Annotated in this window: 23 protein-coding genes; 17 read left to right on the forward strand and 6 right to left on the reverse strand. The window is 61.8% G+C overall.

Features of this window, described 5'->3' with window-relative positions; genetic code table 11:
• The first annotated feature begins 68 nt into the window (after positions 1–68).
• From PspS04_RS25910 to PspS04_RS25925, 4 genes are all read left to right on the forward strand, one after another.
• The gene (locus tag PspS04_RS25910; protein ID WP_159998418.1) at positions 69–1,079 is read left to right on the forward strand and encodes a hydrolase; all 1,011 of its coding nucleotides are present in this window, start codon (positions 69–71) and stop codon (positions 1,077–1,079) included.
• 4 nt (positions 1,080–1,083) lie between these two features.
• Entirely contained in the window at positions 1,084–1,926 is an 843-nt protein-coding gene (locus tag PspS04_RS25915; RefSeq protein ID WP_159998420.1) for an AraC family transcriptional regulator, read from the forward strand.
• A gap of 72 nt (positions 1,927–1,998) precedes the next feature.
• Positions 1,999–2,718, forward strand: coding sequence for an AzlC family ABC transporter permease (locus PspS04_RS25920; protein WP_159998422.1), 720 nt, complete (start codon positions 1,999–2,001; stop codon positions 2,716–2,718).
• The gene (locus PspS04_RS25925; protein WP_095164570.1) at positions 2,715–3,044 is read left to right on the forward strand and encodes an AzlD domain-containing protein; all 330 of its coding nucleotides are present in this window, start codon (positions 2,715–2,717) and stop codon (positions 3,042–3,044) included. Before PspS04_RS25920 ends, PspS04_RS25925 begins: the two co-directional genes overlap by 4 nt.
• Before the next feature lie 2 nt (positions 3,045–3,046).
• Here PspS04_RS25925 and PspS04_RS25930 read toward each other — a convergent pair whose 3' ends face one another.
• On the reverse strand, positions 3,047–3,901 hold the full coding sequence (locus tag PspS04_RS25930; protein WP_159998424.1) for a sulfurtransferase: 855 nt from the start codon (positions 3,899–3,901) through the stop codon (positions 3,047–3,049).
• Between the two features lie 34 nt (positions 3,902–3,935).
• A complete protein-coding gene (locus PspS04_RS25935; protein WP_095164574.1) occupies positions 3,936–4,607 on the reverse strand; it encodes a TetR/AcrR family transcriptional regulator in 672 nt (223 codons plus the stop codon).
• Positions 4,608–4,753: 146 nt separating this feature from the next.
• On the opposite strand from PspS04_RS25935, the gene PspS04_RS25940 reads away from it, so the two are divergent.
• The 5 genes from PspS04_RS25940 to PspS04_RS25960 all read left to right on the forward strand — a co-directional run bounded on the left by PspS04_RS25940 (position 4,754) and on the right by PspS04_RS25960 (position 9,423).
• The gene (locus PspS04_RS25940; RefSeq protein WP_159998426.1) at positions 4,754–6,184 is read left to right on the forward strand and encodes a coniferyl aldehyde dehydrogenase; all 1,431 of its coding nucleotides are present in this window, start codon (positions 4,754–4,756) and stop codon (positions 6,182–6,184) included.
• Positions 6,185–6,210: 26 nt separating this feature from the next.
• A complete protein-coding gene (locus PspS04_RS25945; protein ID WP_159998428.1) occupies positions 6,211–6,756 on the forward strand; it encodes a twin-arginine translocation pathway signal protein in 546 nt (181 codons plus the stop codon).
• 44 nt (positions 6,757–6,800) lie between these two features.
• On the forward strand, positions 6,801–8,396 hold the full coding sequence (locus PspS04_RS25950; protein WP_159998430.1) for a GMC family oxidoreductase: 1,596 nt from the start codon (positions 6,801–6,803) through the stop codon (positions 8,394–8,396).
• A gap of 115 nt (positions 8,397–8,511) precedes the next feature.
• On the forward strand, positions 8,512–8,991 hold the full coding sequence (gene coaD / locus PspS04_RS25955; RefSeq protein WP_040071510.1) for a pantetheine-phosphate adenylyltransferase: 480 nt from the start codon (positions 8,512–8,514) through the stop codon (positions 8,989–8,991).
• A gap of 180 nt (positions 8,992–9,171) precedes the next feature.
• Positions 9,172–9,423: a YfhL family 4Fe-4S dicluster ferredoxin gene (locus tag PspS04_RS25960; RefSeq protein ID WP_038358877.1), complete on the forward strand. Its 252-nt coding sequence runs from the start codon at positions 9,172–9,174 to the stop codon at positions 9,421–9,423.
• 56 nt (positions 9,424–9,479) lie between these two features.
• On the opposite strand, the gene mutM is transcribed toward PspS04_RS25960, so the two are convergent.
• Both mutM and PspS04_RS25970 read right to left on the reverse strand, forming a co-directional pair.
• Positions 9,480–10,292, reverse strand: a complete 813-nt coding sequence (mutM, locus tag PspS04_RS25965; RefSeq protein ID WP_095164595.1) for a bifunctional DNA-formamidopyrimidine glycosylase/DNA-(apurinic or apyrimidinic site) lyase — start codon at positions 10,290–10,292, stop codon at positions 9,480–9,482.
• A 30-nt stretch (positions 10,293–10,322) separates the two neighbouring features.
• The gene (locus PspS04_RS25970) at positions 10,323–11,192 is read right to left on the reverse strand and encodes an HDOD domain-containing protein (protein WP_095164599.1); all 870 of its coding nucleotides are present in this window, start codon (positions 11,190–11,192) and stop codon (positions 10,323–10,325) included.
• Between the two features lie 143 nt (positions 11,193–11,335).
• On the opposite strand from PspS04_RS25970, the gene PspS04_RS25975 reads away from it, so the two are divergent.
• The 3 genes from PspS04_RS25975 to ilvD all read left to right on the forward strand — a co-directional run bounded on the left by PspS04_RS25975 (position 11,336) and on the right by ilvD (position 15,472).
• Positions 11,336–12,532 carry a class I SAM-dependent rRNA methyltransferase gene (locus PspS04_RS25975; protein WP_095164601.1) on the forward strand — a complete coding sequence of 399 codons (1,197 nt, stop codon included), beginning with the start codon at positions 11,336–11,338 and terminating at the stop codon, positions 12,530–12,532.
• 296 nt (positions 12,533–12,828) lie between these two features.
• On the forward strand, positions 12,829–13,287 hold the full coding sequence (locus PspS04_RS25980; RefSeq protein ID WP_095164603.1) for an REP-associated tyrosine transposase: 459 nt from the start codon (positions 12,829–12,831) through the stop codon (positions 13,285–13,287).
• Positions 13,288–13,630: 343 nt separating this feature from the next.
• On the forward strand, positions 13,631–15,472 hold the full coding sequence (ilvD, locus tag PspS04_RS25985; RefSeq protein ID WP_159998432.1) for a dihydroxy-acid dehydratase: 1,842 nt from the start codon (positions 13,631–13,633) through the stop codon (positions 15,470–15,472).
• 182 nt (positions 15,473–15,654) lie between these two features.
• On the opposite strand, the gene PspS04_RS25990 is transcribed toward ilvD, so the two are convergent.
• On the reverse strand, positions 15,655–16,710 hold the full coding sequence (locus tag PspS04_RS25990) for a haloacid dehalogenase-like hydrolase (RefSeq protein ID WP_159998434.1): 1,056 nt from the start codon (positions 16,708–16,710) through the stop codon (positions 15,655–15,657).
• Positions 16,711–16,951: 241 nt separating this feature from the next.
• On the opposite strand from PspS04_RS25990, the gene PspS04_RS25995 reads away from it, so the two are divergent.
• A complete protein-coding gene (locus PspS04_RS25995) occupies positions 16,952–18,343 on the forward strand; it encodes an L-cystine transporter (protein ID WP_159998436.1) in 1,392 nt (463 codons plus the stop codon).
• Between the two features lie 119 nt (positions 18,344–18,462).
• Here the strand turns inward: PspS04_RS25995 and PspS04_RS26000 are convergent, their stop codons facing one another.
• Positions 18,463–18,975 carry a dihydrofolate reductase gene (locus PspS04_RS26000; RefSeq protein WP_159998438.1) on the reverse strand — a complete coding sequence of 171 codons (513 nt, stop codon included), beginning with the start codon at positions 18,973–18,975 and terminating at the stop codon, positions 18,463–18,465.
• An 85-nt stretch (positions 18,976–19,060) separates the two neighbouring features.
• On the opposite strand from PspS04_RS26000, the gene PspS04_RS26005 reads away from it, so the two are divergent.
• The 4 genes from PspS04_RS26005 to PspS04_RS26020 all read left to right on the forward strand — a co-directional run bounded on the left by PspS04_RS26005 (position 19,061) and on the right by PspS04_RS26020 (position 24,019).
• Positions 19,061–20,431, forward strand: coding sequence for a DUF2868 domain-containing protein (locus PspS04_RS26005; RefSeq protein ID WP_159998440.1), 1,371 nt, complete (start codon positions 19,061–19,063; stop codon positions 20,429–20,431).
• On the forward strand, positions 20,424–21,803 hold the full coding sequence (locus tag PspS04_RS26010) for a DUF3482 domain-containing protein (protein ID WP_159998442.1): 1,380 nt from the start codon (positions 20,424–20,426) through the stop codon (positions 21,801–21,803). Before PspS04_RS26005 ends, PspS04_RS26010 begins: the two co-directional genes overlap by 8 nt.
• A gap of 117 nt (positions 21,804–21,920) precedes the next feature.
• Positions 21,921–23,297, forward strand: a complete 1,377-nt coding sequence (locus tag PspS04_RS26015) for an AAA family ATPase (RefSeq protein WP_159998444.1) — start codon at positions 21,921–21,923, stop codon at positions 23,295–23,297.
• Positions 23,294–24,019, forward strand: a complete 726-nt coding sequence (locus tag PspS04_RS26020) for a retron system putative HNH endonuclease (protein WP_159998446.1) — start codon at positions 23,294–23,296, stop codon at positions 24,017–24,019. The genes PspS04_RS26015 and PspS04_RS26020 overlap by 4 nt, the downstream gene beginning before the upstream one ends.
• The last annotated feature ends 61 nt before the right edge of the window (positions 24,020–24,080 follow it).

Raw genomic sequence — 24,080 nt, forward strand, 5'->3', positions numbered from 1 at the left:
TTCCAGATGTATCGGCGGAACGAGTACTTCGTTCTGCCACCTTGTCCATCCGCAGCAACGAGATCGTCGTGCCCCAACCCTCCCCAGCACCGGCAAGCCCCTTCACCCCGGCATTTGGCCTCGGCAACCCGCACCTGCAAACCCTGTGGGGGCCGCTGTGGCGCAAGACCACCCACCTGGAGCGGCAGCGCGAACGCCTGTGGCTCGACGACGGCGACTTCCTCGATCTCGACTGGCACGGCCCGCACAGCGTCGACGCGCCCCTCGTACTGGTGTTGCACGGGCTGACCGGCTCCTCCAATTCGCCCTATGTCGCTGGCCTGCAACGTGCCCTCGCCGCACAAGGCTGGGCCAGCGTCGCGCTGAACTGGCGCGGCTGCTCGGGCGAACCAAATCTGCTGCCACGCAGTTACCACTCCGGCGCCAGCGAGGACCTCGCCGCGGCGATCAACCACCTGCGGGCAACGCGGCCCCTGGCCCCGCTGTATGCGGTCGGTTATTCCCTGGGGGGCAACATCCTGCTCAAACACCTGGGCGAAACCGGTAGCGCCAGCCAGCTACAAGGCGCGGTGGCGGTTTCGGTGCCCTTTCGCCTGGATCAGTGCGCCGACCGCATCGGCCAGGGCTTTTCCAAGGTCTACCAAGCGCACTTCATGCGCGAAATGCTCGCGTACATCAAGAACAAGCAGCGCCAGTTTCTCCAGGACGGACGCCACGAAGGCCTGGCGACCCTGGCCAGCCTCGGCTCGCTGGACAAGATGCGCACCTTCTGGGACTTCGACGGTCGGGTCACCGCGCCGCTGCATGGCTACGCCGATGCCCAGGACTACTACCGTCGCGCTTCCAGCCGCTACTTCCTCGGTGAAATCCGCACCCCGACCCTGATCATCCAGGCCGCCGACGACCCCTTCGTCTACCCCCACAGCCTGCCTGAAGCCGGCGAACTGTCGACCTGCACCCGCTTCGAGCTGCAGGCCAAGGGTGGGCACGTCGGTTTTGTCGACGGCACCGTGCGCACCCCGGGTTATTACCTGGAACGGCGCATCCCCCAGTGGCTGGCCCAGCTGGGTCGCGACTAGGACCATGGACAGTCAATCGGGCGAGTCGATCCGTTTCTGGCACACCGACCCCTTGGCCGGGGTCGAACTGTTGTCGGCGCGCTACATCGAGCAACGCTTCGTACCCCATGTGCACGACGGCTTTGTGATCGGCATGATCATGGCGGGCGCCCAGCGCTACCGTTATCGCGGTGCCGAGCACCTGGCCGGCAGCGGCACCCTGGTGGTGATCAATCCGGACGAGCTGCACACCGGGCACAAGGGCACCGAGGATGGCTGGCTGTACCGCGCGTTCTACCCGGACAACGGGCAGATCCTCGGGCTGCTGGCCGAACTCGAATTGCCCTCCCGCAGCTTGCCGGCTTTCGGCGCCACGCTGTATCGCGACCCGGACCTGGTCAGTGGTTTCTGTCAGTTGCACCGTTTGCTGGAAAGCCCGGCCAGCGCCCTGCAACAACAAACCCTGTGGCGGGAAACGATGCTCTCGCTGCTGCAACGCCATGCCGCCGTGGCCACGCCTGGGCAGCCGGGCCGAGAGCACCGCGCGATCGCCAGGGCCAAGGAATTGCTGCATGCGCAACTGGCCGCACCGCCGTCCCTGGAAGCGCTTGCGGCGGCGGTCAACCTGTCGCCCTTCCACTTCGCCCGAGTGTTTCGCCATGCCACCGGCATGCCACCGCACACCTGGCTGATGCAACAGCGCATCGCCCAGGCCCGGGCGTTACTGCGCGAAGGCTGCCTGCCGCTGGCGGTCGCCACACAGCTGGGGTTTGCCGACCAGAGCCATTTGAGCCGGCAATTCAAGAAGGTCTACGGCGTCGGCCCCGGCGCCTACCGCAGCGCCAGAATGATGCCACCCAACCCCTGAGGGAAATCTGCAAGATCATTCAAGACAACTCTTTGCCCCGTCGCGCAAGATGCCGGCACAAGGAGAGTCTCCATGACCCGTCAGCAACTTTTTTCCCGTGGTATCCGCGACAGTTTCGCCATGGCGGTGGGCATCCTGCCGTTCGGCCTGATCTTCGGCACCCTGGCCGGCGCGGCGGGCCTGACGCTGTGGCAGGCGGTCGGCATGTCACTGCTGGTGTATGCCGGCTCCGCACAACTGATCGCCCTCAGCCTGGTGGGCACCGGCGCCAGTGTGCTGGTGATCCTGTTGACCACCTTCATCGTCAACCTGCGTCATGTGCTCTACAGCGCCACCCTGCAGCCCCATGTCGGCCGTCTGCCGCAGCACTGGCGGCTACTCCTGGCCTTCTGGCTGACCGATGAAACCTTTGCCGTGGTCCAGCGGTTTTACCTGCTGCACGGCGACAAGCCCCTGGCGCAGTGGTACTGGCTGGGCGTCGCCAGCTCGCTGTATGCCTGCTGGGTAGGCAGTTCGCTGGCCGGCGTGCTGTTTGGCCAGGCAGTGCCGGACCTGGCGAGCTGGGGCCTGGAGTTCGCGATGCTGGCGACCTTTATCGGGATTGTCGTACCGCTGCTGCGCAACCAGCCGCAAATTGCCGCGGCCCTGGCCGCCGGCGCCGTAGCCCTGGCCACCCTGCACTGGCCCTACAAACTGGGCCTGATGGCCGCGGCGTTCAGCGGGATCGCCGTGGGTGTGCTGCTGGAGCGCCGCCAACTGCAGCAACACCACGCCAGGGAGCTGCGCTCATGAGTTACGGCTGGCTGATTCTGGGAATGATGGCGATCACCTTTGCCCTGCGCTACAGCCTGTTCGCCTGGCCCAACCTGAAGTTCCCGCCACTGGTACGCCAGGGGCTGCACTACGTACCGACGGCGGTACTGACAGCCATCGTGGTGCCAGGCATGTTGTTACCCGATGGCCAGCACTGGGCGCTGACCATGAACAATGCCTACCTGCTGGCAGGGTTGGCAGCCATCGCCATCGCAGCCACCACCCGCCACCTGTTGGCGACCATCGGTGGCGGCATGCTGGTGTTTTTTGGCTTGCGCTGGCTGCTGGGGCAGCTAGCGCTTTAGGCTTAATCGCCGGTGGCAATCGCCCGCTGCGGATCGGTGATCCATTCGCTCCACGAGCCGGCGTACAGCGCCCCCAACGGATAGCCGGCGAGGCACAGGGCAAACAGGTTATGGCAGGCTGTCACGCCCGAACCGCAGTACGCCACCAGTTCACTCGGCGAGCGCTGCGCCAGCTTCTCGGCAAACCGCGGCTGGAGTTGCGCAGCCGGCAGAAAGCGTCCGTCCGGCCCCAGGTTATCGGTGAAGGCCGCACATGACGCGCCGGGGATATGCCCGGCCACCGGATCGATCGGTTCGACCTCGCCGCGAAACCGCGGCAGCCCACGGGCATCGAGCAGGGTCAGCTCCGGCCGAGTGAGGCGTTGCTGCAATTGGTCGGCGCTCAAGACCATGGCCGCATCCGGGGTACCGCTGAACGTGCCACGGGTATTGCCCGGCGCATCCAGGCTCAGCGGCAGGCCGGCGGCGTGCCAGGCCTTGAGGCCACCGTCGAGGATAAACACCCCGTCACGCTTGCCCAGCCACGCCAGCAACCACCAGGCCCGGGCTGCATACGCCCCTGGACCGTCGTCATACAGCACCACCTGGCTGTCATTATCGATGCCCCAGGCTTGCAGGCGCTCGATCAGGGCCTGCGGGTCCGGCAGTGGGTGCCGGCCGGTGACACCCTTGATCACCGGCCCGCTGAGGTCACGCTCCAGATCGGCAAACGAGGCGCCGGCAATATGCCCTTCGGCATAGCTGCGCTGGCCATAATCCGGGTCTTCGAGGGCAAAGCGACAATCCAGGATCACCAGGGCGGCCTGCTCCTTTTTCTGGTCCAGGGCTAGGGGGCTGATCAGTTGCGCGATGGGCATAGCGGGCTCCTGTGAGGTAAGTCTTGGCGCGATCCTACTGCACTTCTTCGAGGGCTTGGCCCAGCGGCACGTAATACTCCTCGAACAAGGCGTCGATTTCCTCGCGCGATTGTTCGGTGACAAACCCGGCTTCCAGCACCAGCACCTGGTACACGCCGCGTTTAATGGCCTGTTCACTGAGGTGGCTGGAGTTTTCTCGGGTGGTACACAAAAAGCGCACCCAGGAGGTCAGGATGATCCAGGCGTTGAGCGTCAGGGATTCGATCTGCACCTTGTCCATGGCGAGGATGCCGGCGGCGACAAAACCGGCGTAGATCGCCGTGCCCTGGATCAGGCAGCGCTGGGAAAACCGTCGATAACGGGCCGCCAGCTCCGGATCATTGTCCAGCAGGTGCTCCAGGTCGCGGTGCAAAAACCGGTAGCGCCACATCGCGTCCAGCAGTTCCTGCAGGTAGTAACGCTTGTCTTCAACCGTGGCAGCACGCCCTTGCGGCGGGCGCAGGAAGCTTTCCACCAGGGCCTCGTACTCACTGAACAACACGGCGATGATCGCCTGCTTGTTGGGGAAGTGGTAGTACAGGTTGCCCGGGGATATCTCCATGTGCGCGGCGATATGGTTGGTGCTGATACTGCGTTCACCCTGCTGGTTGAACAGCTCCAGGCTGTTCTGCACGATGCGCTCGCTGGTTTTTATTCGTGGGGCCATGGCTTGAGCTTTAATTCTGCTGTGCGTTGCGGGCATCTTACGACCTATCCGTCGGCGGATAAATCATCACATCCCGAGGAAGTCATTTGACTTTTTAGAGCATAGACTCTAAAAACTTCTCCATTATAAAAAAACCTGGAGCTACCATGCCCGCCGAAATTGCCTACCTGCAAGACTCCCAGCAGCCATTGAGTGAGCTTCACGACCTGTTTACCGCCCAGCGCCAGGCGTATGCGGCCAACCCTATGCCGCCTGCGGCCCAGCGCCAGCAGTGGCTCAAGGTCTTGAGCGACGTCCTGAGTGACCAGCGCCAGGCCTTGATCGAAGCGATCAGCGCAGACTTCAGCAACCGCAGCGCCGATGAAACCCTGCTCGCCGAACTGATGCCGAGCCTGCACTGCATTCATTACGCCAGCAAACACCTCAAGGGCTGGATGAAAGCCTCGCCACGCAAAGTAGGCGTGGCGTTCCAGCCGGCCAAGGCCAAGGTGGTCTACCAACCGCTGGGGGTCGTCGGGGTCATCGTGCCGTGGAACTACCCGCTCTACCTGGCCATCGGCCCGCTGGTCGGCGCCCTGTCTGCGGGCAACCGAGTGATGCTCAAGCTCAGCGAATCCACGCCGGCCACCGGCGAGCTGCTTAAATTCCTGCTGGCCAAGATCTTCCCTCAGGACCTGGTGACCGTGGTGCTGGGCGAGGCCGATGTGGGCGTGGCGTTTTCCCAACTGCCGTTCGACCACCTGCTGTTCACTGGCGCCACCAGCATCGGCAAACACGTGATGCGCGCGGCGGCCGAGAACCTGACACCGGTGACCCTGGAACTGGGTGGCAAATCCCCGGCCATCGTCTCCCACGACGTGCCGCTCAAGGATGCCGCCGAACGCATCGCCTTCGGCAAAACCCTGAACGCCGGGCAAACCTGTGTCGCTCCGGACTATGTGCTGGTGCCGCAGGACCGGGTTGAATCCTTCGTCGAGGCCTATCGCCAGGCGGTACGTGGCTTCTACCCGACCTTGGCGGACAACCCCGACTACACCGCCATCATCAACCCACGCCAACTGGCGCGACTGCACAGCTACCTGAGTGACGCGAGCGCCAAGGGCGCACAGTTGATCCCGCTGTTCGAGCAAGACCAGGACCGGCGCATGGGCCACAGCGTGCTGCTGAATGTCAGCGACGAGATGATCGTGATGCAGGACGAAATCTTCGGCCCGCTGCTGCCAGTGGTGCCCTACACGACCCTGGACCAGGCATTTGCCTACATCAATCAACGACCACGTCCACTGGCGCTTTACTACTTTGGCTACAACAAGGCCGAACAGAATCGCGTACTCCAGGAAACCCATTCCGGCGGGGTCTGCCTCAACGACACCCTGCTGCACGTTGCCCAGGACGACATGCCGTTTGGCGGTATCGGCGCTTCCGGCATGGGCCATTACCACGGCAGGGAAGGTTTCCTGACATTCAGCAAAGCCAAGGGCGTGCTGATCAAGCAGCGCTTCAACGCGGCCAAGTTGATCTACCCACCCTATGGCAAGTCGATCCAGAAGCTGATCCAGAAACTGTTCATCCGCTGACCCTTCACTGCCGGGTAACAACAATAATGAACCCACGCTTTTGCGATGCCCCCGCGCTGTCACGGCGCGGCCTGCTCAAATTCAGTCTCGGCGCCAGCGCCTTCCTCGCCACCGCAGGCCTGGGCGCCAGCCTCAGCGGTTGCTCGGCCAGCAGCCCGGCCAACGGGTTTGCGATTATCCGCGACACTGACCTGAGTTTTTTGCGGGCGCTGTTGCCGGTGATGCTCGAGGGCGCCGTGGTGGCCGAAAAACTCCCCGCCGCTACCGAACAAACCCTGCGCAGCCTGGACCACGGCCTCGATCACTTGTCGCCAGAAATGCTCAAGCTGACCCAGCAACTGTTTGACGTGCTGGGCATGGCGGTCACCCGCGGGCCACTGACCGGAATCTGGGGCAGTTGGGAAAATGCCAGCAGCGAGGCCATCCGCCACTTCCTGCAACGCTGGCAGAACAGCTCGTTAAGCCTGCTGCGCATGGGCCACAGTTCGATCCTGCAACTGGTGATGATGGCATGGTACAGCCGCGCCGAATCGTGGGCCCATTGCGGCTATCCCGGGCCACCGAAAGTCTGAGATCCAGGCACCTTCACCACCTGATAAATATAAGAGAGCCCCAGATGCCCGTACCCGATCCGTTTCGCGAAGGCATGGCCCGCGGCTGGAAAACCTACAACGGCTCACAACTGGCCAATGACCTGACCCTGGAAGCCGACATCGCCATCATTGGCAGCGGCGCGGGCGGTGGCACCACGGCCGAGATCCTCAGTGCGGCCGGCTACAAGGTGCTGCTGATCGAAGAAGGCCAGCTCAAGACCAGCAGCGACTTCAAGATGCTCGAAGACCAGGCCTACGCCAACCTCTACCAGGAGGGCATCGGCCGCATGAGCAAGGACGGTGCGATCACCATCCTGCAGGGCCGCGCGGTAGGTGGCACGACGCTGATCAACTGGACCTCGAGCTTTCGCACCCCCGAGCCGACCCTCGAACACTGGGCCAGGGAGCATGCCGTCAAGGGCCATAGCCCGGCGGACATGGCGCCCTGGTTCGAAAAAATGGAACAACGCCTCGGCGTCGCACCCTGGCTGGTGCCACCCAATGCCAACAACGAAGTGATCAAGAAAGGCTGCGAGCAACTCGGCTACAGCTGGCACGTGATTCCGCGCAACGTGCGCGGGTGCTGGAACCTCGGTTATTGCGGCATGGGCTGCCCGACCAACGCCAAACAGTCGATGATGGTCACCACCATTCCCGCGACCCTGGAAAAAGGCGGCGAGCTGCTGTACCTGGCTCGCGCCGAACAGCTGTTGATCAAGGACGACCAGGTCACCGGCCTGCTGTGCGTGGCCATGGATGAACGCTGCGTGGCGCCCACTGGTCGCACCATTACCGTCAAGGCACGGCACTATGTGCTGGCCGGTGGCGGGATCAACAGCCCGGGGCTGTTGCTGCGTTCCAAGGCACCCGACCCTCACGAGCGCCTCGGCAAACGCACCTTCCTGCACCTGGTGAACATGTCTGCCGGGCTGTTCGATGAAGTCATCAACCCGTTCTACGGCGCGCCGCAGTCGATTTACTCCGACCACTTTCAATGGCAGGACGGCGCCACCGGCAAAATGTCCTACAAGCTCGAAGTGCCGCCGCTGCACCCGGCGCTGGCCGCGACCCTGCTCGGCGGCTTCGGCGCCGAGAACGCCGCGCACATGCAGCAACTGCCCCATACCCACGCCATGCTCGCCCTGCTGCGTGACGGTTTCCACCCGGACAGCAGCGGCGGCAGCGTCGAGTTGCGCGGCGACGGCACGCCAGTGCTCGACTATCAGGTTTCCGACTACGCCTGGGACGGCCTACGCCGGGCCTTTCACAGCATGGCCGAGATCCAGTTCGCCGGTGGCGCCAAGGCCGTCATGCCGATGCACGCCGATGCGCGCTACGTCAACAGTCTCACCGAAGCCCGCACGTTGATCGACGGCCTGAGCCTGGAGCTGTATCGCACCCGCCTGGGCAGCGCCCACGTCATGGGCGGTTGCGCCATGGGTGAAGACCCGACCCACGCCGTGACCGACAGCCTCGGACGACATCATCAACTGCGCAATCTGTCGGTGCATGACGGCTCGCTGTTCCCCACCAGCATTGGCGCCAACCCGCAACTATCGGTCTACGGGCTGACCGCGCAATTGGCCAGCGCACTGGCCGAACGCCTGCGAAATCCATGAAAAAACTGCATATTCGCCTGGTCTATAGTGCGTTCTTAGCCCAATGGCGACTTGGCCGACCGGGAAGGCTGCGATACCATCCGACTCCCCAACGGATTCCCGCCAGGACGACGCGATGAACCGAGTGTTGTACCCAGGTACCTTCGACCCTATTACCAAGGGCCATGGCGATCTGGTCGAACGCGCCGCGCGCCTGTTCGATCATGTGATCATTGCTGTCGCCGCCAGCCCCAAGAAAAACCCGCTATTCCCCCTGGAACAGCGTGTGGAGCTGGCCCGCGAGGTCACCAAGCATCTGCCGAACGTCGAAGTCGTCGGCTTTTCGACGCTGTTGGCGCACTTCGCCAAAGAGCAGAATGCCAATGTATTCCTGCGTGGTTTGCGTGCGGTGTCGGATTTCGAGTACGAATTCCAGCTGGCCAACATGAACCGCCAGTTGGCCCCGGACGTGGAAAGCCTGTTCCTGACGCCGTCCGAGCGCTATTCGTTTATTTCTTCGACGCTGGTCCGTGAAATTGCAGCCCTGGGCGGCGATATCACTAAATTCGTCCACCCGGCCGTGGCCGATGCTCTTACACTCCGGTTCAAGAAATAGACCCCGACTGTAGGAGCTGGCTTGCCAGCGAAAAACGTCAACGATTACGCAGTGCTATCAGAAAGTACACAGCGCCCTGACGTTTTTCGCGAGCAAGCTCGCTCCTACAGCGTCAATGCGGCACAATTGTGCGCATTAGTTTTCAGATGCCCGGGCCGACGACCCTGGCTGGAGTCCCCAATGTCCCTGATCATCACCGACGATTGCATTAACTGCGACGTCTGCGAACCCGAGTGCCCGAACGCCGCCATCTCCCAGGGCGAAGAGATCTACGTGATCGACCCGAACCTGTGCACCCAGTGCGTCGGCCACTATGACGAGCCGCAATGCCAGCAGGTCTGCCCGGTCGATTGCATTCCGCTGGACGAAGCCCATCCGGAAACTGAAGAGCAGTTGATGGAAAAGTACCGGATCATTACCGGCAAGGCGTAAGGAATCGCGAGCCTGCTCGCGATGAGGCCATAAGCAACCTCACCGCCACATCTGGATCAGCGCTGGCACCTGGGGCAAAACACACTCGCCCGCTGCCCCAGCTTCACCTCGCGAAGTTCTGTCCCGCAGACCTTGCAGCCCTCGCCGCCGCGGCCATAGACGAACAGCTCCTGCTGGAAATAGCCCGGCTGGCCGTCGCCGCCGACAAAGTCGCGCAAAGTGGTGCCGCCGCGCTCGATGGCGGCGGCCAGGATGCGCTTGATCTCGATCGCCAGCTTCAGGTAACGCGCCCGGGAGATGCCCTTGGCCTCGCGGCGCGGGTCGATCCCGGCGGCGAACAGCGCTTCGGTCGCGTAAATATTGCCGACCCCCACCACCACCGCGTTGTCCATGATGAACGGCTTGACCGCCATCGAGCGCCCACGTGACAGTTGAAACAGGCGATCGCCGTCGAACAGGTCCGTCAGCGGCTCCGGCCCCAGGCGCAGCAGCAGTTCGTGGTTGAGCGGGTCAAGGCTCCAGAGCATCGCCCCGAAACGGCGCGGGTCGGTGTAGCGCAGGGCCAGGCCGGACTCCAGCTCGATGTCCACATGCTCATGCTTGGCCGCCGGCAGGCCGATTTCCACCAGGCGTAGATTCCCCGACATGCCCAGGTGACTGATCAAGGTGCCGACCTCGGCGTTGATCAGCAAATACTTGGCACGCCGCTCCACCAGCACAATGCGCTGCCCGGAAAGGCGCACATCGAGGTCTTCGGGGATCGGCCAGCGCAGGCGCCGCTCACGCACCACCACCCGGCTGACGCGCTGGCCTTCCAGGTAGGGCGCAATCCCGCGGCGGGTGGTTTCGACTTCCGGTAATTCAGGCATGGCGTACTCGGCTCAGGAAAGGTCCGGCGCTCAATGGTGCGCGCCGAGTTCACGGATCGTCTGTTTGAGGTTCTCGAAGTCGTAGTCCGAGAGGCCGACATAGTCGAGCACCAGGTGACCGATGCTGTCCCACTCATGGTCTTCGGTCTGGTTGCCCAAGACCCGGTACGAGGCACAGATGTGTTCCGCCATCTTGAGGATCGCCAGCAGGTTCTTCAACTGACTGTTGCGCGAGGACTCGTCACTGAAGATCGCCAGGGCGTTGTGGTGATTGGCGATGGCGTGGCTGACATGTTCCGGCAGGCGCCAGGACTTTGCCGTGTAGTAGCCGACCACCGCATGGTTGGTGTTGAACGCATGGTTTTCCGTGTCCACCACCCGGCAATCGACGCCGGCGTTGGCATAGGCCTGTTCCAGCACCGCCATATAGTTGGGGAAGCGCTTGAGCATCAGCGGCACGCCACAGTCGTGGAACAGCCCCAGGGCATAGGCTTCGTCCACCGCTTGCGAGCCGATGCGCTTGGCCAGGCTGAGGCTGGTCATGGCCACGTCCTGCGCCGTGTCCCAGAAACGGTTGAGGGTGACGATGGTGTCGTCATTCATCTCACCCTTGATCGACTGCGCGTTGATCATGTTGATCACCGAGCGGCTGCCCAACAGGTTCACCGCCCGCTGGATCGAGGCAATCTTGTTGCTCAGGCCGAAATACGGCGAGTTGACGATTTTCAACAACGCGCCGGAGAGACCCGGGTCCTGGGAGATCAGCTTCGCGATCACTTCAAGGTCCGGGTCCGGCATGTACTGTTCCATCTGCAAATCCACCATGATTTGCGGTTGAGGCGGAACGCTGATGCCTTGCAGGGCCTGCTGAATCTGTTCGGAAGATAGCTCTTGGGACATAAGTACTCACTCTGGGCAGGCGGCGATTCTACCCCTTAAGCGCAGGTTGCCGACACCTCAAACCGCTCCCGCAGTCCATCCGGTGAGCCCGCCAACGGCTGCGCAACAGGGTATACTCCCGCTCTTTTTTCTGGAGCGACGTCATGTCCCTGCCAAGCTTGCGCCTCAAAGCCAATGCCGACCGTCGCCTGCGCGCCGGCCACCTGTGGGTCTACAGTAACGAAATCGACGTAGCCGCCACCCCGCTGCACGGCTTCAAGGCCGGCGACCAGGCGATCCTGGAAGCCGCCGGTGGCAAGCCGCTGGGCATCGTCGCCATGAGCCCGAACAACCTGATCTGCGCCCGCCTGCTGTCGCGCGACATCAAGCTGCCACTGGACAAGTCGCTGCTGGTGCACCGCCTGAACGTCGCCCTGTCGCTGCGCGAGCGCCTGTTCGACAAGCCGTTCTACCGCCTGGTCTACGGCGATTCCGACCTGCTGCCGGGCTTGGTAGTCGACCGTTTCGGCGACATCCTGGTGGTGCAGATCGCCTCGGCGACCATGGAAACCCATAAAGACGACGTGATCGCCGCGTTGACCCAAGTGCTCAAGCCGAGCGGCATTCTGTTCAAGAATGACTCCGCCGCGCGCGACGCCGAAGGCCTCGAGCGCTACGTCGACACCGTGTTCGGCCTGGTGCCGGAGTGGGTCGCCCTGGAAGAGAACGGGGTGAAATTCGAAGCGCCGGTCATTCAGGGCCAGAAAACCGGCTGGTTCTACGACCACCGCATGAACCGTGCCCGCCTGGCCCCGTACGCCAAAGGCAAGCGTGTACTGGACCTGTACAGCTACATCGGTGGCTGGGGCGTGCAGGCTGCCGCATTCGGCGCCAGCGAAGTGTTCTGCGTCGACGCCTCGGCCTTCGCCCTCGACGGCGTTGAGCGCAACGCTGCGCTGAACGGCTTTGCCGACAAAATGACCTGCATCGAGGGCGACGTATTCGAAGCCCTGAAAGAGTTGAAAGCCAGCGAAGAACGTTTCGACGTGATCGTGGCCGACCCGCCGGCCTTCATCAAACGCAAGAAAGACATGAAGAACGGCGAAGGCGCCTACCGTCGCCTGAACGAGCAAGCCATGCGCCTGCTCAACAAGGACGGCATCCTGGTCAGCGCCTCGTGCTCGATGCACCTGCCCGAAGATGATCTGCAGAACATCCTGCTGACCAGCGCCCGCCACCTGGACCGCAACATCCAGCTGCTGGAACGCGGCGGCCAGGGCCCGGACCACCCGGTACACCCGGCCATTGCTGAAACCCGCTACATCAAGAGCATCACCTGCCGGCTGCTTCCCAACAGCTGATAACGCAAAACCTATGTAGGAGCGAGCGCCCGCTTGCGGCGCCCGCTTGCGGCGCCCGCTTGCGGCGCCCGCTTGCGGCGCCCGCTTGCGGCGCCCGCTTGCGGCTTGCTCGCTTGCGGCTTGCTCGCGATGGAGGTCAACGATAACGCGGGGAACCTGATACCCCGCGGTGTCATTGAACTCATCGCGAGCAGGCTCGCTCCAGGTGCAGGACACATTCTGATCCACTGCCGAAGCGACAACCTCCCACCCCACGCCTACCGTTTTCTCTTCCCATCACCGAAGAGGACAACGGAATGTCCAACACGCCAAAAGCCCATCGATTACGCACAGGTCGGCACTCGCAATCCGGTCGTATCTATCACCTGACCGCTGTCACCCATGAACGACAACCGATCTTCAATGATTTGTACGTTGGACGCTTGGTAGTGAGTGAATTCAGAAGAGCTCATGAAGCCGGCAATGCCACCTCAATAGCCTGGGTCGTCATGCCGGATCACTTTCATTGGCTGGTTGAATTGCACAACGGTGATTTGCCGAGACTGATGCAAGCAGCCAAATCCAGAAGTGCTCGCGCCATCAACCAGCAAAGAGGTCGCCACGAAACACTATGGCAAAAGGGTTACTTCGATCGGGCCTTGCGTCGCGAGGAAGACCTGAAAGCCATCGCCCGATACATCATCGCCAACCCTTTGCGCGCCGGGCTTGTGACTCGAGTTGGAGACTACCCCCTGTGGGATGCCATGTGGATTTAATACTGTAGGAGCGAGCTCGCTCGCGATGGTGGTCAACGATAACGCGGGGAACCTGACACCCCGCGGCGTTCTCGGGTTCATCGCGAGCGAGCTCGCTCCTACGGGGGTGGTCGCCAAACGTCTTGTGAATGCTTGCAGCCATTCCCTCCAGCCGCCAGCGGTGTAGAATCGGCCCTATTCATCGCCAGTCATCCCCCGGCGGGTTTATGAGCTCAAGCTGAAGCGCGCGGCGATCCCGCAAAGTTCTCGGCAACTTCCGGACACCCGGCTATTTCTGAGTGTTCCAGACGTCAATAGAAGCTCACTTCCCTTTTGATACCTGATTAGCCGCCCGGAGTGCTTCATGCCAGATTACCGCTCGAAAACATCCACCCACGGTCGCAACATGGCCGGTGCTCGCGCTCTGTGGCGCGCCACGGGGATGAAAGATGACGACTTCAAAAAGCCGATCATCGCCATTGCCAACTCCTTTACCCAATTCGTCCCGGGCCACGTGCACCTCAAGGACCTGGGTCAACTGGTTGCCCGCGAGATCGAGCGCGCTGGCGGTGTGGCCAAGGAATTCAACACCATTGCAGTCGATGACGGCATCGCCATGGGTCACGACGGCATGCTCTATTCGCTGCCGAGCCGCGAGATCATCGCCGACTCCGTCGAGTACATGGTCAACGCCCACTGCGCCGACGCGATCGTCTGCATCTCCAACTGCGACAAGATCACCCCCGGCATGCTGATGGCCGCCTTGCGCCTGAACATCCCGGTGATCTTCGTTTCCGGCGGTCCGATGGAAGCCGGCAAGACCAAGCTCGCCTCCCACGGCCTGGACCTGGTTGACGCCATGGTGATCGCCGCCGACTCCAGCGCTTCTGACGAGAAAGTCGCTGAGTACGAGCGCAGCGCCTGCCCGACGTGCGGCTCGTGCTCCGGCATGTTCACCGCCAACTCGATGAACTGCCTGGTTGAAGCCCTCGGCCTCGCGCTGCCGGGTAACGGCTCGACCCTGGCCACCCACAGCGACCGCGAACAGCTGTTCCTGCAAGCCGGGCGCACCATCGTCGAACTGTGCAAACGCTACTACGGTGACAACGACGACTCGGTACTGCCGCGCAATATCGCCAACTTCAAGGCGTTCGAAAACGCCATGACGCTGGACATCGCCATGGGCGGTTCCACCAACACCATCCTGCACTTGCTGGCCGCAGCCCAGGAAGCCGAGATCGACTTCGACCTGAAGGACATCGACCGCCTGTCGCGCCACGTACCGCAACTGTGCAAGGTCGCGCCGAACATCCAGAAGTACCACATGGAAGACGTGCACCGCGCCGGCGGGATCTTCTCGATCTTAGGCTCGCTGGCCCGTGGTGGCCTGCTGCACACCGAGCTGCCGACCGTGCACAGCAAGAGCATGGCCGAAGGCATCGCCAAGTGGGACATCACCCAGACCACCGACGAAGCCGTGCACCACTTCTTCAAGGCCGGCCCGGCGGGCATCCCGACCCAGACCGCATTCAGCCAGTCGACCCGTTGGGAAACCCTGGACGACGACCGTGAAAACGGCTGTATTCGCAGTGTCGAGCATGCCTACTCGCAAGAAGGCGGCCTGGCCGTGCTGTACGGCAACATCGCCCTGGACGGCTGCGTGGTGAAAACCGCCGGTGTCGACGAGTCGATCCACGTGTTCGAAGGTCGCGCCAAAATCTACGAAAGCCAGGACAGCTCGGTGCGCGGCATCCTCGCCGACGAAGTCAAAGAAGGCGACATCGTGATCATCCGTTACGAAGGCCCGAAAGGCGGCCCGGGCATGCAGGAAATGCTCTATCCGACCTCCTACCTCAAGTCCAAGGGCCTGGGCAAAGCCTGCGCCCTGCTCACCGACGGTCGCTTCTCCGGCGGCACCTCGGGCCTGTCCATCGGCCACGCTTCGCCAGAAGCCGCTGCCGGCGGTGCGATTGGCCTGGTGCAGGATGGCGACAAAGTGTTGATCGACATTCCCAACCGCTCGATCAACCTGTTGGTCAGCGATGAAGAACTGGCGGCACGCCGCGTCGAGCAGGACAAAAAAGGCTGGAAGCCGGTTGAAGTGCGCCCACGTAAAGTGACCACCGCACTGAAAGCCTACGCCCTGCTGGCCACCAGCGCCGACAAGGGTGCCGTGCGCAACAAGGCGATGCTCGACGGGCTGTGATCGTTAGCCGTTGAACAAAAAAATACCCCGCCAAGTGCGGGGTATTTTTTTGGACAACATCCGGTCAACTGTAGGAGCGAGCCTGCTCGCGAAAAACCTGAGAGCACCGCGGGGTATCAGGCTTCCAGCGTTATCGTTGACGACCATTGCGAGCAGGCTCGCTCCTACAGTGAAGCAAATCCTTACTGGATTTCCTCCGGCTTGACGATCACCCAGTTCTTGTCCGCCGTCACCGGCAGCCCTTCTTTGGCCTGGGCCGCAGCGTGCTTGGCCATCATGCCGTTGATCTGGGCCATGTATTTGTCCTTGCGGTTGACCCACAGGTGGATGCCGCCCTTGGCCACGTCGACACTGTGAAACAGCATGTAGCCGTCGCTGGTCGGAGTGTCGCCGCCCACCAGCACTGGTTTTTTCCACTCGTCGATGTAGGTCAGGATGGCGGCCTGCTTGCCGGCCATCCAGGTCGCAGGGGTCCACAGGTATGGGGTCAGCTCCAGGCCCAGGTTGGCCTTCTCGTCGTACTTGCCGGCCGTGATCTGCTTGCGCGCGGTGGTCAGCTCGCCGCTTTTGCGGTCCTTGAGCAGCATCGTCACGCCGATCACGTTTTGCGGTTTGACGTTGTAGCCATACTTGGGATCGGAGGCGACCATGCGCACCAGCTCTTCCGAGGCGGCGGTCATCACGTAGACCTCGATGCCGTTTTCCATCAGCTTGTTGTACAGCTCGGCTTGCCCGGTGAAGATCTTCGGCGGGTTGACCTCGATGGTCTTGACCACGTCGCCTTCGTAATAGGTGCTAGGCACCGGCTTGCCGGAGGCCATCAACTCGTCGACGTAGCCCTTGAGTTCCTTGAGGGTGAAACCGGAAAAGACCTGGGCGACCCATGGGTAGCAGACCATGTCATCGAGCTCGCACAGCCGGTAGTAGTAACTGAACAGGCTTTCCTGGTGTTCGGCGGTGTCCTTGAACGGGATCAGCTTCAGGGAGGGGTCCAGCTTCTCGCGGGTGATCAGGCCTTTGTTTTCCATGAACGGCAACAGCGACTCTTCCAGGTCGTAGCGGTAGCTGGTGTTGTCCATGTCGAACACCGCGTAGTTACCCTTGTTGGCGTTGGCCGCGATCATCGCGTCCAGTTGCTTGGCCTGTGCCTCGGGCCAATGTTTGAGATCGGTGGCGAACACCTGGCCGGCAAGGCCCAGGCACATGGCGACGGCTAACACTTGCGTAGCGACTTTCATGTGCATTTCTCCCTGAATGAAAGCCATCGACGCTAACAAATCTGCATGACAGTCCTCGTCTGAGCACGACCGCTTGCGTGCTGATTCCGTCACCGGCATAACCGACAGCGTCAGGCGCTTATTCCAAAAACGACAGTCACCATGCGTTTTTGGTATTAATTTTATAGATATCAAGCTGTTAGGCTTGCCGGTTCGCAATTGCCCCGCGAGGCGATTGGCACAAGTCTTTTTTGGAGTCTCGATGAATCTGCCGCTGATCCTCAATCTGCTGGTGTTCCTGGCCTTGCTGTTTGGCCTGGCACAAACCCGCCACACCACCTGGAGCCTGGCCAAGAAAGTGCTGCTGGCGCTGGTCATGGGCGTGGCGTTTGGCGTGGCCTTGCACACGATTTACGGTGCAGGCAATCCAGTGCTCAAAGCCTCCATCAGCTGGTTCGACCTGGTGGGTAACGGTTACGTGCAATTGCTGCAAATGATCGTGATCCCCCTGGTATTTGCTTCGATCCTCAGTGCTGTTGCCAGGCTGCACAACGCGTCCTCCCTGGGCAAGATCAGCTTCCTGACCATCGGCACCCTGCTGTTCACCACCGCTATCGCGGCGCTGATCGGCATCGGCCTGACCAACCTGTTCGGCCTGACCGCCGAAGGCCTGGTCGCCGGCACCCAGGAAATGGCGCGCCTGCAAACCATCCAGAGCGACTACGCGGGCAAGGTTGCCGACCTGAATGTGCCGCAGTTGCTGCTGTCGTTCATCCCGCAGAACCCGTTCGCCGACCTGGCCCGTGCCAAGCCGACGTCGATCATCAGCGTGGTGATTTTTGCCGCCTTCCTCGGTATTGCAGCCCTGCAACTGCTCAAGGATGACGTGGAAAAAGGTCAGAAAGTGATCAACGCCATCGACACCCTGCAAGCCTGGGTGATGCGCCTGGTACGCCTGGTGATGAAGTTGACCCCCTACGGTGTGCTGGCGCTGATGACCAAAGTGGTCGCCGGTTCCAACCTGCAGGACATCATCAAGCTCGGCAGTTTTGTGGTGGTGTCGTACCTGGGCCTGGGCCTGATGTTTGTAGTCCACGGCCTGCTGGTGGCGCTGGCCGGGATCAACCCGCTGCGCTTTTTCCGCAAGGTCTGGCCGGTACTGACCTTCGCCTTCACCAGCCGCTCCAGCGCCGCGAGCATCCCGCTGAGCATCGAAGCGCAAACCCGCCGCCTGGGGATCCCGCAGTCGATCGCCAGCTTCGCCGCTTCGTTTGGCGCCACCATTGGCCAGAACGGCTGCGCTGGTCTCTATCCGGCGATGTTGGCGGTGATGGTCGCCCCGACCGTGGGCATCAACCCGCTCGACCCGCTGTGGATCGCAACGTTGGTGGCGATTGTGACGTTGAGTTCGGCCGGGGTGGCCGGGGTCGGCGGTGGCGCAACCTTCGCCGCGCTGATCGTGTTGCCGGCCATGGGTTTGCCGGTGTCTTTGGTGGCGTTGCTGATTTCCGTCGAGCCGCTGATCGACATGGGCCGCACGGCGCTGAACGTCAGTGGTTCGATGACAGCCGGGGCGATTACCAGCCAGATCATGCAACAGACGGATAAAGACGTGCTGCTGGCTGATGAGCATGAGGAGTTGGCGCACGCTTGAGTCTTTGAGCGGCTGAGCGGGCCTCATCGCGGGCAAGCCCGCTCCCACATGGGTCTTGGTCGAACACAAATATGTGTTCACCGCAGATCCCTGTGGGAGCGGGCTTGCCCGCGATGCTTTTAGGCTTTCTCCCAGATTTCGAAGCTGTACGCCGGTTTGTCGCCTTCGGCCGGATTCAGCGCATTCGACACCAGTTTCCACTGGTTCAACTCAAACTCCGGAAACCACGCATCACCCTCGGGGCTCAGCGCCACGCGGGTCAGGTACAGCCGATCGGCCTGGGCCAATCCTTGCGCATACAGTTGCGCACCGCCAATCAGCATCAGCTCATCGACACCTTGTTCCAGCGCCCATTCCTGCGCTCGCTCGACGGCGGCTTCCAGCGACGGATAGACCTCGGCACCCTCCAGCTGCAAGTCGGCCTGGCGACTGACCACGATGTTCAACCGCCCCGGCAGTGGGCGACCGAGGGAATCCCAGGTCTTGCGACCCATGATGATCGGCTTGCCCAGGGTAGTGGCCTTGAAGTATTTGAAATCCCCCGGCAAGTGCCAGGGCATGCTGTTGTCGACGCCGATCACGCGGTTTTCACCGAGGGCTGCGATCAGGCTGAGGGGGAGTGTTTTTTTCATGGCGAGGAGGATACCAGAGCCTCGCTTTCCCCGATAAGCGCCACAGCGGTTATGCTCAGCACTCACTTAAGCGACGGGATGACGCGTGACTGATCTGCACACACTCTGGCTAACCGAAACCATCCGTCTGCGCGAGGAACACGCCGGCGCCCTGGAGGATTCGCAAGCCAACCGCCTGGCCCGCAATGCCGGTGGCGACCTGCCCAGCCGCATCCAGGCCCGTGCACACTGGCTGGCCGAACGCGATGGCCTGACCGCGGCCCTGCGCCATTGGCTACAAGGCGCGCGCCTGGCACTGCTGGTCCTGGCCGTGCTGGCGATCCTCAGTGGCGCCGGCCTGGCATTTGCCGCCCTGGGCGATGGCCAGGCTCCGGTCAATGTGTTCTGGGCCCTGGGCAGCCTGCTCGGGCTGAACCTGATTCTGCTGCTCAGTTGGGCCTCGGGGCTGATCCTCGCCGCCGACTACGGCGCCACCCTCGGGCGCCTGTGGCTGTGGCTCAGTGAAAAACTCGCCCGCGATGCCAAGGCCGCCCACCTGGCGCCGGCCCTGCTGCTGTTGCTACAACGGCACAAACTCAATCGCTGGTTGCTGGGCCTGCTGGTCAATGGCCTGTGGCTGGTGGTGATGCTCAGTGCGCTGGTCATGGTCCTGACGCTGATGGCGACCCGGCGCTACGGGTTTGTCTGGGAGACCACCATCCTCAGCGGCGAAACCTTCGTCGCCCTGACCCAGGCCCTCGGTGCCCTGCCTGCACTGCTGGGGTTCAGCGTGCCTACCGAAGAGATGATCCGCGCCAGCGGTGACGCCGCCCTGAACCTTGAAAGCGCCCGCCAAGCCTGGGCCGGCTGGCTGGTCGGCGTGGTGCTGGTGTACGGTGCATTGCCGCGCCTGCTGCTGACCCTGCTGTGCCTGTGGCGCTGGAGCCGTGGCCGCGCGGGCTTGCAACTGGACCTGAAATTGCCCGGCTACGCCCAATTGCGTGAACGCCTGATGCCCAGCAGCGAGCGCCTCGGCGTCAGCGATGCCGCGCCAGAGCGCCTGCATCAGGTCGAAAGCGCGAGCAGCGCCCTGCACAGTGACGGCGCGCTGTTGGTAGCCATCGAGCTGGACGACCAGCGCCCGTGGCCGCCGGCCCTGGCGAAGAACGTCAAGGATGCCGGGATCCTCGACAGCCGCGAGTCGCGGCAAAAGCTTCTCGAACAACTGACCCGCTTCCCGCCAGCCCGCCTGCTGATCGCGTGCGACCCCCGGCGCTCTCCGGATCGCGGCAGCCTGGCGCTGATCGCCGAACTGGCCCAGAGCGCCAGCGCCACCCGTGTCTGGCTGCTGCAGGCACCGCCCGGCCAGGCGTTGGACGCCGACCGCCTGGGGGACTGGCATGCCGCCCTGCAGCAATTGGGCTTGCCCTTCGCCGATTGCGCACCGATGAACTGGCTGGAGTCGGGTCATGACTGATGCTCAACCAAAACCGCTGAAGCTCGCCGTAGTCGGCCACACCAACGTCGGCAAAACCTCCTTGTTGCGCACCCTGACCCGGGATGTCGGCTTTGGCGAAGTGTCCCATCGCCCCAGCACCACCCGGCATGTCGAAGGCGCGCGTTTGTCGGTCGATGGCCAGGCCCTGCTGGAGCTCTACGACACGCCAGGCCTGGAAGACGCGATCGCCCTGCTCGACTACCTCGAACACCTGGAACGCCCCGGCGAACGCCTCGACGGCCCTGAGCGCCTGGCGCGTTTCCTCGACGGCAGCGAGGCGCGCCAGCGCTTTGAGCAGGAAGCCAAGGTGCTGCGCCAACTGCTGGCATCCGACGCCGGGCTGTATGTGATCGATGCCCGCGAACCGGTGCTGGCCAAGTACCGCGACGAACTGCAGGTGCTGGCCAGCTGCGGCAAGCCGCTGCTGCCGGTGCTGAATTTCGTCAGCAGCGCCGACCATCGCGAACCGGATTGGCGTGAAGCCCTGGCGCGCCTGGGGCTGCATGCGCTGGTGCGCTTTGACAGTGTCGCGCCGCCGGAAGACGGCGAACGCCGGCTGTATGAAAGCCTGGCGCTGATGCTGGAGAACTCGCGCGGGCAACTCGAGCGCCTGATCGCCGACCAGCAGGCGCAACGCCTGGCGCGCCAGCAAAGTGCCGCCCGCTTGATCGCTGAACTGCTGATCGACTGCGCCGCCTGCCGCCGCAGCGTGGCCAGTGACGCCGGGCAGGAACAGCAGGCCATCAGCGACCTGCGCAAAGCCGTACGCCAGCGCGAACAGCGCTGCGTCGAGGCGCTGCTCAAGCTCTACGCCTTCCGCCCGCAGGACGCCGCCGCCAGCGATTTGCCGCTGCTGGACGGACGCTGGGGCGATGATTTGTTCAACCCCGAAACCCTCAAGCAACTGGGAGTGCGAGTCGGTAGCGGGATCGCCGCAGGAGCGGCGGCCGGGGCAGGCGTCGACCTGCTGGTGGGCGGCCTGACCCTCGGCGCAGCCGCGCTGGCCGGCGCCATTGCCGGCGGCGCCCTGCAAACCGCACGCAGTTATGGCAGTCGTTTGCTGGGCAAGATCAAGGGCCAGCGCGAGCTGACTGTCGACGACAGCGTGTTGCGCCTATTGGCACTGCGCCAGCGCCAACTGGTGCTGGCCCTCGACCAGCGCGGGCATGCCGCGATGGACAGCATCAAGGTGGATACGCCGCAGGATAAAGACTGGCGCGAAGGTAAGCTGCCCGAAGCCCTGAGCAAGGCTCGGGCGCACCCGCAATGGTCGTCACTCAATCCCCATGGCAAGTTGAGCCAGGCCGAGCGCCAGGAGCAGGTGGAGCTGTTGGCCGAAAAGGTAACTTAACCCTTTGTCACTAGCTTTGTTTAGCGTTTCGCGACTCGCTTTTAGTATGCTGCTCCAACCGCAACGCGAAGGTGAACTCCCTATGCTTGGCCAGATAACGAAATCGGAGAAAATACTGTGAGGCTCGACAAGTTGCGAGTAAAAAACTATCGCTGCTTCGAACAGTTCGAGATCGACTTCGATCCGCATCTGACCATCCTAATTGCTTCCAACGGTGGCGGTAAAACTACCATTCTAGATGCTGCCCGAGTCGCACTATGGCCATTCATCAAAGGCTTCGACCTGGGCAGTCAGACTGGAAAATCTGCCACTATTCAGATAGAAGATGTGCGTCTCACTCAGTTCAGTACTGGCAACATGGAGCCTCAAACGCCGAGCACTATTGAAGCCTATGGAGCATGGGCGGACATGAATGAGCCGAACAATTGGTTACAGCAGCGCGTGAGACTGAAAAAGGGTACCAATACCATCGGCGATACAGGGAGCAAAGCCCTTACGTCCTATGGTAAGTCTCTGCAAGAACAGGTGCGTGGTGATACCAATGTAACGCTGCCAATGGTTACCTACTTAGGGACTTCCCGACTCTGGTTCGAGGGCCGCTTCACCTCTGTTGCGGCCCAAACCACTCTCGACAGAAGCGAGTACTCCCGAACGTCCGGATACCTGAATTGCCTATCCTATTCGTCCAGCTTCAAAACCTTCACCGCTTGGTACGGCTGGATCTATCGCAGCTATCGTGAGGCACAACTAATTGCTCTGGAGCGCAGTACGAAATTGTCCGATACAGGACAACGCTTCGAGCGGGTCATCACGGCCATCAAACATGCCATTGATCTACTAATAAAGGCGCCGACTGGTTGGCACAGCCTTGAGTACAGTGAGAGTCATCACCAGCAATTGGTCATGCACCACCCCGAGCATGGAGTGTTGTCCGTAGACATGCTCAGCGATGGACTGCGCAACACAATTGCCATGGTTGCCGATCTCGCGTTTCGTGCATGCAAACTCAACCCACACCTCGGTGAGCGAGCAGCGCTTGAAACCCCTGGCATTGCCTTGATAGATGAAGTGGATATGTTTCTGCACCCATACTGGCAACAAACAATAATAGGGGGGTTGCGGGCCGCTTTCCCCGCGATGCAATTCATTGTAACGACGCATAGTCCCCAGGTTCTTAGCACCGTACGGCGTGAAAATATCAGGGTGATTGGCAAAGATGCCCACGGCCAAATGGTCGCTTCCCAACCCCTTGCCATGACCTACGGCGAGCCGAGCAACAGCGTTCTCCACAGTGTGATGCAAGTCGATCCGCAGCCGCCAGTTGATGAAAAGCCCGATTTATTAAGACTCACAGAGTGGGTGGACAAGGGTCGGTATGAAGAACAACCAGTAATCGACCTGATGCAGAGACTGATCGCAACGCTTGGCGAACAGCACCCTCAGTTGCAACGACTTCAACGCAGCATTAGACGACAACAGGCGTTGAAGGGATGAGGTCTGTTATTAAGCGTGGATACGGCCCTTTTCAGCTGAACAACTCACATGCTAGTCCGCCAACAACCAGCGATGCGGCAACCACTCGTTGGAGTAGCTTTGGCTATAAGAGCCAAGTTCTGGACCATCTGCTAGAAGAGCAATACGGGCTGTGCTGCTATAGTGAAATCCGGCCTGACCGGGCTGGACTGGGCTTTCACATAGAGCATGTCGAAAACAAGAGCCAGCATCCTCAACGAACCTTTGCTTACGACAATTTGGCAGCTAGTGCACTGGATAGTGTGAGTGATCTGCAGGCGTTCAAGGCGCAACGAGCTGAACTTTTCGGCGGGCACGCGCTTGGCAAATCTAGCGGGGTCGACATGGGCCGCTTCGTCTCGTGTCATCAACCCGACTGTAAGCATTTTTTTGCCTATTTGTCCGATGGGCGTGTAGTCCCTGCTGACGGATTGTCGAGCCAGGAAGAAGAGCGGGCTCGATACACAATCGATTTGCTCAATCTGAATAGCTCCTACCTTCAAGATTTGCGTAAGCGCTGGTGGGACGAGTTAGAAGAGCTTTTCGATGAGCATATTGATCAGACAATGGATCTACATTGCCTCGCGGGTATTGACCTTATCCCCACTGGCGGAAGGCTAAGCCAGTTCTTCAGTATCACCCGGGAATTCTATGGGAGCGTTGCCGAACAAGTACTAGAACAGAATGCCCCCCTCTTACGATAACTGGTTTAGACAGCACTCAGTTCTCCAATGCACAAAACAAGTGCCACCGGATGCACCTACC

Source organism: Pseudomonas sp. S04 (genome assembly GCF_009834545.1).
In the GTDB taxonomy this organism is placed as follows: Bacteria; Pseudomonadota; Gammaproteobacteria; order Pseudomonadales; family Pseudomonadaceae; genus Aquipseudomonas.

Bases quoted from the DNA above. Each gene is read 5' to 3' on its own strand.
- PspS04_RS25970 (WP_095164599.1), bottom strand. From the start codon at position 11,192: ATGTCCCAAGAGCTATCTTCCGAACAGATTCAGCAGGCCCTGCAAGGC.
- PspS04_RS25995 (WP_159998436.1), top strand. From the start codon at position 16,952: ATGAATCTGCCGCTGATCCTCAATCTGCTGGTGTTCCTGGCCTTGCTG.
- PspS04_RS25935 (WP_095164574.1), bottom strand. From the start codon at position 4,607: ATGGCCCCACGAATAAAAACCAGCGAGCGCATCGTGCAGAACAGCCTG.
- PspS04_RS25925 (WP_095164570.1), top strand. From the start codon at position 2,715: ATGAGTTACGGCTGGCTGATTCTGGGAATGATGGCGATCACCTTTGCC.
- PspS04_RS25975 (WP_095164601.1), top strand. From the start codon at position 11,336: ATGTCCCTGCCAAGCTTGCGCCTCAAAGCCAATGCCGACCGTCGCCTG.
- mutM (WP_095164595.1), bottom strand. From the start codon at position 10,292: ATGCCTGAATTACCGGAAGTCGAAACCACCCGCCGCGGGATTGCGCCC.
- PspS04_RS25945 (WP_159998428.1), top strand. From the start codon at position 6,211: ATGAACCCACGCTTTTGCGATGCCCCCGCGCTGTCACGGCGCGGCCTG.
- PspS04_RS25930 (WP_159998424.1), bottom strand. From the start codon at position 3,901: ATGCCCATCGCGCAACTGATCAGCCCCCTAGCCCTGGACCAGAAAAAG.
- coaD (WP_040071510.1), top strand. From the start codon at position 8,512: ATGAACCGAGTGTTGTACCCAGGTACCTTCGACCCTATTACCAAGGGC.
- PspS04_RS26020 (WP_159998446.1), top strand. From the start codon at position 23,294: ATGAGGTCTGTTATTAAGCGTGGATACGGCCCTTTTCAGCTGAACAAC.
- ilvD (WP_159998432.1), top strand. From the start codon at position 13,631: ATGCCAGATTACCGCTCGAAAACATCCACCCACGGTCGCAACATGGCC.
- PspS04_RS25920 (WP_159998422.1), top strand. From the start codon at position 1,999: ATGACCCGTCAGCAACTTTTTTCCCGTGGTATCCGCGACAGTTTCGCC.
- PspS04_RS25990 (WP_159998434.1), bottom strand. From the start codon at position 16,710: ATGAAAGTCGCTACGCAAGTGTTAGCCGTCGCCATGTGCCTGGGCCTT.
- PspS04_RS25950 (WP_159998430.1), top strand. From the start codon at position 6,801: ATGCCCGTACCCGATCCGTTTCGCGAAGGCATGGCCCGCGGCTGGAAA.
- PspS04_RS25940 (WP_159998426.1), top strand. From the start codon at position 4,754: ATGCCCGCCGAAATTGCCTACCTGCAAGACTCCCAGCAGCCATTGAGT.
- PspS04_RS25960 (WP_038358877.1), top strand. From the start codon at position 9,172: ATGTCCCTGATCATCACCGACGATTGCATTAACTGCGACGTCTGCGAA.
- PspS04_RS25980 (WP_095164603.1), top strand. From the start codon at position 12,829: ATGTCCAACACGCCAAAAGCCCATCGATTACGCACAGGTCGGCACTCG.
- PspS04_RS26000 (WP_159998438.1), bottom strand. From the start codon at position 18,975: ATGAAAAAAACACTCCCCCTCAGCCTGATCGCAGCCCTCGGTGAAAAC.
- PspS04_RS26010 (WP_159998442.1), top strand. From the start codon at position 20,424: ATGACTGATGCTCAACCAAAACCGCTGAAGCTCGCCGTAGTCGGCCAC.
- PspS04_RS25915 (WP_159998420.1), top strand. From the start codon at position 1,084: ATGGACAGTCAATCGGGCGAGTCGATCCGTTTCTGGCACACCGACCCC.